Annotated in this window: 8 protein-coding genes and 1 pseudogene; 7 read left to right on the plus strand and 2 right to left on the minus strand. The window is 58.0% G+C overall.

Translation table 11 applies throughout. The features are described from left to right. Positions 1 to 81 precede the first annotated feature (81 nt). The 4 genes from Q0562_RS07250 to Q0562_RS07265 all read left to right on the plus strand — a co-directional run bounded on the left by Q0562_RS07250 (position 82) and on the right by Q0562_RS07265 (position 2864). Complete coding sequence (locus Q0562_RS07250; protein WP_366144729.1) at positions 82 to 459, plus strand: endonuclease domain-containing protein; 378 nt, start codon at positions 82 to 84, stop codon at positions 457 to 459. 174 nt (positions 460 to 633) lie between these two features. Further along, positions 634 to 1116 carry a PTS N-acetylgalactosamine transporter subunit IIB gene (gene agaV, locus Q0562_RS07255; protein WP_298643076.1) on the plus strand — a complete coding sequence of 161 codons (483 nt, stop codon included), beginning with the start codon at positions 634 to 636 and terminating at the stop codon, positions 1114 to 1116. A 12-nt stretch (positions 1117 to 1128) separates the two neighbouring features. Beyond that, positions 1129 to 1917 (plus strand): PTS N-acetylgalactosamine transporter subunit IIC, encoded by a 789-nt coding sequence (gene agaW, locus Q0562_RS07260; protein WP_298643078.1) that lies wholly within the window; start codon positions 1129 to 1131, stop codon positions 1915 to 1917. A 2-nt stretch (positions 1918 to 1919) separates the two neighbouring features. Next, the gene (locus Q0562_RS07265) at positions 1920 to 2864 is read left to right on the plus strand and encodes a PTS system mannose/fructose/sorbose family transporter subunit IID (protein WP_298643080.1); all 945 of its coding nucleotides are present in this window, start codon (positions 1920 to 1922) and stop codon (positions 2862 to 2864) included. Positions 2865 to 2946: 82 nt separating this feature from the next. On the opposite strand, the pseudogene Q0562_RS07270 reads toward Q0562_RS07265, so the two are convergent. Both Q0562_RS07270 and Q0562_RS07275 read right to left on the minus strand, forming a co-directional pair. After that, a pseudogene (locus Q0562_RS07270) lies at positions 2947 to 3217 on the minus strand (type II toxin-antitoxin system YafQ family toxin). Beyond that, positions 3214 to 3528, minus strand: a complete 315-nt coding sequence (locus Q0562_RS07275; RefSeq protein ID WP_298643082.1) for a type II toxin-antitoxin system RelB/DinJ family antitoxin — start codon at positions 3526 to 3528, stop codon at positions 3214 to 3216. Before Q0562_RS07275 ends, Q0562_RS07270 begins: the two are co-directional and overlap by 4 nt. A gap of 100 nt (positions 3529 to 3628) precedes the next feature. Between Q0562_RS07275 and agaF the strand changes: the two genes are divergently transcribed. The 3 genes from agaF to ptsP all read left to right on the plus strand — a co-directional run bounded on the left by agaF (position 3629) and on the right by ptsP (position 6114). Further along, positions 3629 to 4066: a PTS galactosamine/N-acetylgalactosamine transporter subunit IIA gene (gene agaF / locus Q0562_RS07280; RefSeq protein ID WP_298643084.1), complete on the plus strand. Its 438-nt coding sequence runs from the start codon at positions 3629 to 3631 to the stop codon at positions 4064 to 4066. A 2-nt stretch (positions 4067 to 4068) separates the two neighbouring features. Next, the gene (locus tag Q0562_RS07285) at positions 4069 to 4329 is read left to right on the plus strand and encodes an HPr family phosphocarrier protein (protein ID WP_298643086.1); all 261 of its coding nucleotides are present in this window, start codon (positions 4069 to 4071) and stop codon (positions 4327 to 4329) included. 66 nt (positions 4330 to 4395) lie between these two features. Further along, positions 4396 to 6114: a phosphoenolpyruvate--protein phosphotransferase gene (gene ptsP, locus Q0562_RS07290; protein ID WP_298643088.1), complete on the plus strand. Its 1719-nt coding sequence runs from the start codon at positions 4396 to 4398 to the stop codon at positions 6112 to 6114. Positions 6115 to 6602: the final 488 nt, after the last annotated feature.

The following is a 6602-nucleotide window of genomic DNA, read 5'->3' on the forward strand; positions in this document are numbered from 1 at the left end:
AGGCAACCGCTCCCCTCCCCCACTGGGGGAAGGGACGGGGATGGGGGTTTGATACATATCACCGAAGCCTCTGTCGGCAGAATGCACAAAAAACTCTTTCCTCCCAACAACCCGCCCTTGCTGACAAAGGCAAGAAACCTGCGCCGCAACATGCCGGAAGCGGAACGATGCCTTTGGCGACGCCTGCGCGGCAAGCAACTGAATGGCTACAAATTCCGCAGACAACAGCCGATAGGCGGCTACATCGTGGATTTCATCTGCACCAACCCTCGCCTGATTATCGAAGCAGACGGAGGACAGCACGCTGCCCAAACGGGCTACGACGCCCACCGCACCCGCTACCTCGAAGCGCAGGGCTTTTGCGTACTGCGTTTTTGGAACCACGACATCCTGCAACAAACAGACGCCGTCCTCACCGCCATCCTGCACAAACTGGAAGAACTGAATCATGAAAAATGACGTGTTCAACCCCCGCCCCAACCCCTCCCCCACAGGGGGAGGGGCTTTGACGGCGCAAGCCTGCCCAAGCGGGCAACTGTGCCCCTTCCCCCGCTGGGGGTGGGGATGGGGCTGAAACAATGACCTCTGGCGACAAACCAATAATCCCCATCCCCCAACATAAAGGAAAGACCTATGGCAGAACCCAACATCCTCCTCACCCGCATCGATAACCGTCTCATCCACGGCCAGGTCGGCATGACCTGGACCAACTGGCTCGGCGCCAACCTCGTCCTCGTCGCTGACGACGAAACCGCCGCCGACCCCGTGCAGCAGAACCTGATGGAAATGGCGATTGCCGGCAACGTCGGCGCCCGTTTCTTCACCCTGCAAAAAACCATCGATGTCATCCACAAAGCCGCATCGCACCAGAAAATCTTCCTCGTCGTGCGCACCCCGCAGAACGCGCTCACCCTCATCAAGGGCGGCGTGCCCATCAAAGCCATCAACGTCGGCAACCTGCACTATGCCGAAGGGAAAAAACAAATCGCCAAAGTCATCAGCGTCACCGAAGACGACATCCAAACCTTCCGCGAACTTGAAGCGCTCGGCATCCCCTGCACTGCGCAAGGCACACCGGAAGACGCGAAAAAACCCATCCTCAGCCTCATCGACTAACAGGAAAACACCATGGAAACCCTATCCGACATCACCCTTATCCAGGCGCTCATGGTTGCCCTCTTCGCGGGCATCGCGGGCATCGATCTCTTCAACGTCCTCACCCATATCCACCGCCCCATCATCGCCGGCCCCATCGTCGGCATCCTCATGGGCGATCCGCAGGCCGGGCTCGTCGCCGGTGCCTCCTTCGAGCTCATGTGGATGGGCCTTGTGCCGCTGGCCGGTGCGCAGCCGCCGAACGTCGTCATGGGCGGCATCATCGGCACCGCCTTCGTCATCGCGACAGGCAAAACCGCACAAGAGGCCATCGTCGTCGCCATCCCCTTCGCCCTCTTTGTGCAAGTCTGCATTACCTTCCTCTTCACCGCCTTCTCGCCGCTGATGAAGAAAGCCGATCACTACGCCGACACCCTCAACTACGGCGGCATCGCCAAGCTGAACTACCTCGGCATGACCATCCTCTTCCTCTTCTACTCCATCGTCACCTTCCTTGTCGTCTATCTCGGCGCCGCCCAGGCCGCGAAATACGTGGCATTCGTGCCGAAATGGATCACCGAAGGCCTCGGCATGGCCGGCGGCCTGATGCCCGCCATCGGCTTCGGCATCCTGCTGAACATCATGCTGCGCAAAGAATACGTCGCCTACTACATCCTCGGCTTCGTCCTCGCCGCCTACCTCGAACAGCCGCTGCTTGCCATCGCGCTGATTGGCGTTGTCTTCGCGCTCATCGAATACTTCCTGCGTGACAACATCGCGCAGCAAAAACCCGCCCAACCCCAAGAAGAAGAAGGAATCTAACCATGACTACCGAAACCCGCGACACCTATCAGGACCAAAGCGCCAATAAAGTCATCACTGGCCGCGACCTCAGCATCATGGCGTGGCGCTCGCTCTTCCTGCAAGCCTCCTTCAACTACGAAAGGATGCAGGCGAACGGCTGGCTCTACACCATCCTGCCCGCGCTACGCAAAATCCACAAAAACCCGGACGACCTGCGCGCCTCCATGCGGATGCACCTCGAATTCTTCAACACCCACCCCTTCCTCGTGACCTTCATCTCCGGCCTCGTCGTCTCGATGGAAGAAGCGAAAGAAAACATCTCGACCATCCGCGCCATCAAAGTCTCCACCATGGGACCGGGCGGCGGTATCGGTGACGCTGTCTTCTGGCTGACCCTACTCTCCATCTGCGGCGGCGTCGGCGCCTCCTTCTCGCTCAGCGGCTCATGGCTGGGGCCGATCTTCTTCCTCGCCCTCTTCAACGTCGTCCACTTCGCGCTGCGCTTTGGTCTGGCCAACTACGGCTACAAAATGGGCGTCTCGGCAATCGCCAACCTCAAAGAACAGACACGCAAAATCAGCCATGCCGCCTCTATCGTCGGCCTGACCGTCATCGGCGCGATGACGGCGAGCTACGTCAAGCTCGAATCCGGTCTGCAACTTGTGCGCCACGTTGAAGGCGTAGAAAAACCTTTCGTGTACAGTCTGCAAAAAGACCTGATCGACCCGATCATGCCGAAACTGCTGCCGCTCTTGTGGACCATGTTCATCCTGTGGCGCATTAAAAAAGGCACCTCGACCCTGCGCCTCGTCCTCTGGACCATCGTCTTCGGCCTCGTCTGCGTCGGCCTGCCGGTACTGGTCAAACAGCTCTTCGGCGTAGATATCATTGATGCGAACATCCTTGCCGAACGCATGGGAATCGTCGTAAAAGAAGCAACAGAAGCGGCTGCGGCCGTGCAATAGCGGCCGGGCGGCAGAAAAAAAGCCCCACCCCCTAAATGGGATGGGGCTTGCCAAAAGCCGCCAGGCGGGACAACCACGCGGTCTAGCCGATGCCCAGCTCACTATGACTACCAAGGCGCACCAGCTCGATGGCATGCTCACCACGACGATACAGCAGCACCAAATCCGGCTTGACGTGACAATCCCGCAGGCCTCGCAAATCACCGCTCAACGCGTGGTCGCGGTAGCGTTCGGGCAATGGCTGACGCTGACACAGCGGTATGCAGCACCTCCGCCCATTCCGGTGTAATCAGCTGCAAATAATGGCTCCGGATATCGCGCTTGCACTGGTTTGACACACTGATCTTTTTCATGAATGCCGGTCTTCATGCAAATCACGCATCATCTCGGCGAAATCCTCATACGTCGTAACCCTGCCCGCCCGTACATCGGCCACCGCCTGCATCGTCACGGGATTTTGCTCATAAGCGATAGCCTCCGGCATAAAATCTGTTTCCAGCGGCACCTTGCGGGTCGCTGCCACCTGCCGCAAAAACAGGCCTATCGCCTCTGCCGGGGTCAAACCATAACCGGCGAACACCTCCGCCGCCTGATGATGGATGCCGTCATCTACCTGAATACTGATATGCGCCGTGCTCATAACATCTCTCTTCTTATTAACCATGACACGTATTGTAAAATTGCCGCCAAGCGAGTCAACCACGCGGTTTCCCGCTTGCAGCCCCTATAAATTACCATTCACATCACACACATAAGGACACCCCATGCCCCTCGCCATCATCATCACCGGACACGGCCATTTCGCCGACGGCATGAAGAGCGCGCTCGAACTCATCAGCGGGCCGCAGAAAGACCTGTACGCCGTGAATTTCGCCGAGGGCGACACTCCCGAAGCGCTCAGTGAGAAACTGGCAAAAACCGTAAAACTGTATGACAATAACGGCGTGGTCATCTTCTGCGACATCATTGGCGGCGCGCCTTTCCGGCAAGCCGCATTGCTGACCCGCGAGCGGGCCAACAGCGAAGTCGTATATGGCACCACACTGCATATGCTCGTCGAAGCCGTCCTCGAAAGAAGCGGCTGCGACGATGCACGACAACTGGTGGCACAACTGCTCCCCGCAGCACGCGAAGGCATCGGCAGCCTCGGCAGCCACAGCAAACGCCCGCCACCACCCGACCCGACAGAAGAAGGATTGTAACCATGCAAGAAAAAACCCTCACCCTCAACAACCCCTCTGGTCTGCACGCCCGCCCCGCCAAAGACTTCGTCCAGCAAGCCAAAGGCTTTGAGGCCAGCGTCACCATCATCAAGGACGGCAACGAATACAACGGCAAATCCCTGATGAAACTGCTGCAAGCGGGTCTCAGCAAAGGCGACGAACTCACCCTGCGCACCGACGGCACCGACGAAGCCGACGCACTCGCCAAACTCGCCGACTACATCACCAACCTCGCAGAATAACCCCCCGATGCGCCGCAGCCCCCGCTGCGGCGTATTGCCATCACCCCCACCACAGAGGAGCCAACCATGAAAGCCTACGAAGGACTCGCCGCCTCCCCCGGCATCGCCATCGGCCAAGCCTGGATCTTCCGCCCGCAGACCCCGAACATCGACACCCGCACCATCGGCGAAGACGAAGTCAAAAACGAATACCGCGCCTTCCGCAACGCCCAGGCCAAAGTGGATGCGCACCTCGAAGGCCTCTACAACCGCGTCCTCGAAAAACAGGGCGAACACGAAGCCGCCATCTTCGAAAGCCACCGCGAACTGCTCGCCGACGAAGAACTCGACAAGGACATCCAGGCGCTGATTCGCGACGAACGCAAGACCGCGACCGCCGCCGTCAAAGAATACTTGGACCAGGTCGCCACCACCATGCGCAACCTCGAAGACGAATACCTGCGCGAACGCGCCGCCGAATTCGAAGATCTGCAAAACAACCTCCTCCTCGCCCTGAACGGCCTGCCCTTTGCCTCGCTGGCAAGCGCCCCGCCGGACAGCATCATCTTTGCCGAAGATCTCACCCCCTCCGAAACCGCGCAGCTTGACCCCGACAAAGTGCGCGGTTTCGTCCTCGAACACGGCGGGCTCACCAGCCACGTTGCCATCCTCGCGCGCAACCTCGGCATGCCGGCTGTGATGGGCATGCGCAGCATCATGGACGAAGTCGCGAGCGGCGTTACCGCCCTGCTTGACGGCGACACCGGCCACCTCGTCCTTGACCCGAACGAACAGACGCGCAAAATCTACACCGATAAAAAGGTCCACCAGGACGCGCAAAAAGCCGAATACGCCAAACTGCGCGGCAAACCGGCCGCCACCCTTGACGGCAAAACCTTCGCTCTTTACAGCAACATCGGCTCACCAAACGACCTGCACCTCATCGACGAAAACGGCAGCGAAGGCATCGGCCTCTTCCGCAGCGAATTCCTCTTCATGGAAAGCAAACAGGCACCGAGCGAAGACCAGCAATACGCCATCTACCGCAAAGTCGCCGAACACATGAAAGGCAAGACCGTCATCCTGCGCTTGCTTGACATCGGCGGCGACAAACCGCTCTCCTACCTCAACTTCCCCAAAGAAGAAAACCCCTTCCTCGGCTGGCGCGGCGTCCGCCTCTACAAAGACAACCCCGAAGTCTTTTTGAGCCAAATCCGCGCCGCCATCCGCGCCGCCGCCTACGGCGACCTGTGGGTGATGATCCCGATGGTCATCAGCCTGGACGAACTGCGCTGGGTCAAACAGCAAATCGCCGAACAATCCGTCAAACTCGAAGCCGAAGGGCGCAACCACAACCCGCACCTCAAAGTCGGTATCATGATCGAAACCCCGGCCTCGGCGCTCATCGCCGAACAACTCGCAAAAGAAGCCGCATTTTTCAGCATCGGCACCAACGACCTTACCCAATATACCTTGGCCGTTGATCGCGGCAACACCAAAATCAGCGACCTCTACGACGGACTGCATCCGGCCGTATTGCGCCTGATGAAATTGACCTGCGACGCCGCCCACAAAACAGGCATTGACGTCGGCATCTGCGGCGAAATGGGCGGCCAGCTCGAAGCCACCCCGCTCCTCGTCGGTATGGGATTCAACGAAATCTCCATCAGCGGCAAAATGCTGCCGGCGGTCAAGTACGCCATCAGCAAACTCAAATACGACGAATGCCGCACCCTGCTTGACAAAGCCATTGCCGCCAACGACCCGGAAGCGGTACGCAAACTGCTGCAAAGCGTCAAACACTGATCCGCCTGCTAAACAGGCAGCAAACAAAAAAGCGGGCTTCGGCCCGCTTTTTTCGTGGCTCGCCCTGCCATGCTTCATGATTGATTGCTATTGTCACGATTCACCACCTAGCGGTGTTCTAAAAAGTATGCTGACCGGGTTGTTGGTAAACAGAAACTAAAAAGGCAACGGGCAGATGCGTTATAGTCGTTTCAAACGGGAATGAGACAAGGCGGCGAGCCAAAGACAGTACAGCGAGGCTCGCCAACAACATATCATTTCTAGTTGAAACGACTATATATCGTGTCTGTGAAAATACAACCAACACTCTGTTGCCCCCGGTTGCCATAGGCAGAGTTAAAGAAAAATGGCACCAAACGCGACCGCAAGCGAAATTGGGTGGTGTCCTAAAAAGTATGCTGACACTGGTGTCGGTAAACAGAAACTAAAAAGACAACGGGCAGATGCGTTATGTTGTGTCTGTGAAAATACAATTAACACTCTGTTGC

Origin of the sequence: uncultured Cardiobacterium sp. (assembly GCF_938028825.1) — a bacterium.
Lineage (GTDB): Bacteria > Pseudomonadota > Gammaproteobacteria > Cardiobacteriales > Cardiobacteriaceae > Cardiobacterium.

Excerpts from the sequence above, each read along its gene's own strand:
- Q0562_RS07250 (WP_366144729.1), top strand. The coding sequence starts at position 82 with ATGCACAAAAAACTCTTTCCTCCCAACAACCCGCCCTTGCTGACAAAG.
- agaV (WP_298643076.1), top strand. The coding sequence starts at position 634 with ATGGCAGAACCCAACATCCTCCTCACCCGCATCGATAACCGTCTCATC.
- agaW (WP_298643078.1), top strand. The coding sequence starts at position 1,129 with ATGGAAACCCTATCCGACATCACCCTTATCCAGGCGCTCATGGTTGCC.
- Q0562_RS07265 (WP_298643080.1), top strand. The coding sequence starts at position 1,920 with ATGACTACCGAAACCCGCGACACCTATCAGGACCAAAGCGCCAATAAA.
- Q0562_RS07275 (WP_298643082.1), bottom strand. The coding sequence starts at position 3,528 with ATGGTTAATAAGAAGAGAGATGTTATGAGCACGGCGCATATCAGTATT.
- agaF (WP_298643084.1), top strand. The coding sequence starts at position 3,629 with ATGCCCCTCGCCATCATCATCACCGGACACGGCCATTTCGCCGACGGC.
- Q0562_RS07285 (WP_298643086.1), top strand. The coding sequence starts at position 4,069 with ATGCAAGAAAAAACCCTCACCCTCAACAACCCCTCTGGTCTGCACGCC.
- ptsP (WP_298643088.1), top strand. The coding sequence starts at position 4,396 with ATGAAAGCCTACGAAGGACTCGCCGCCTCCCCCGGCATCGCCATCGGC.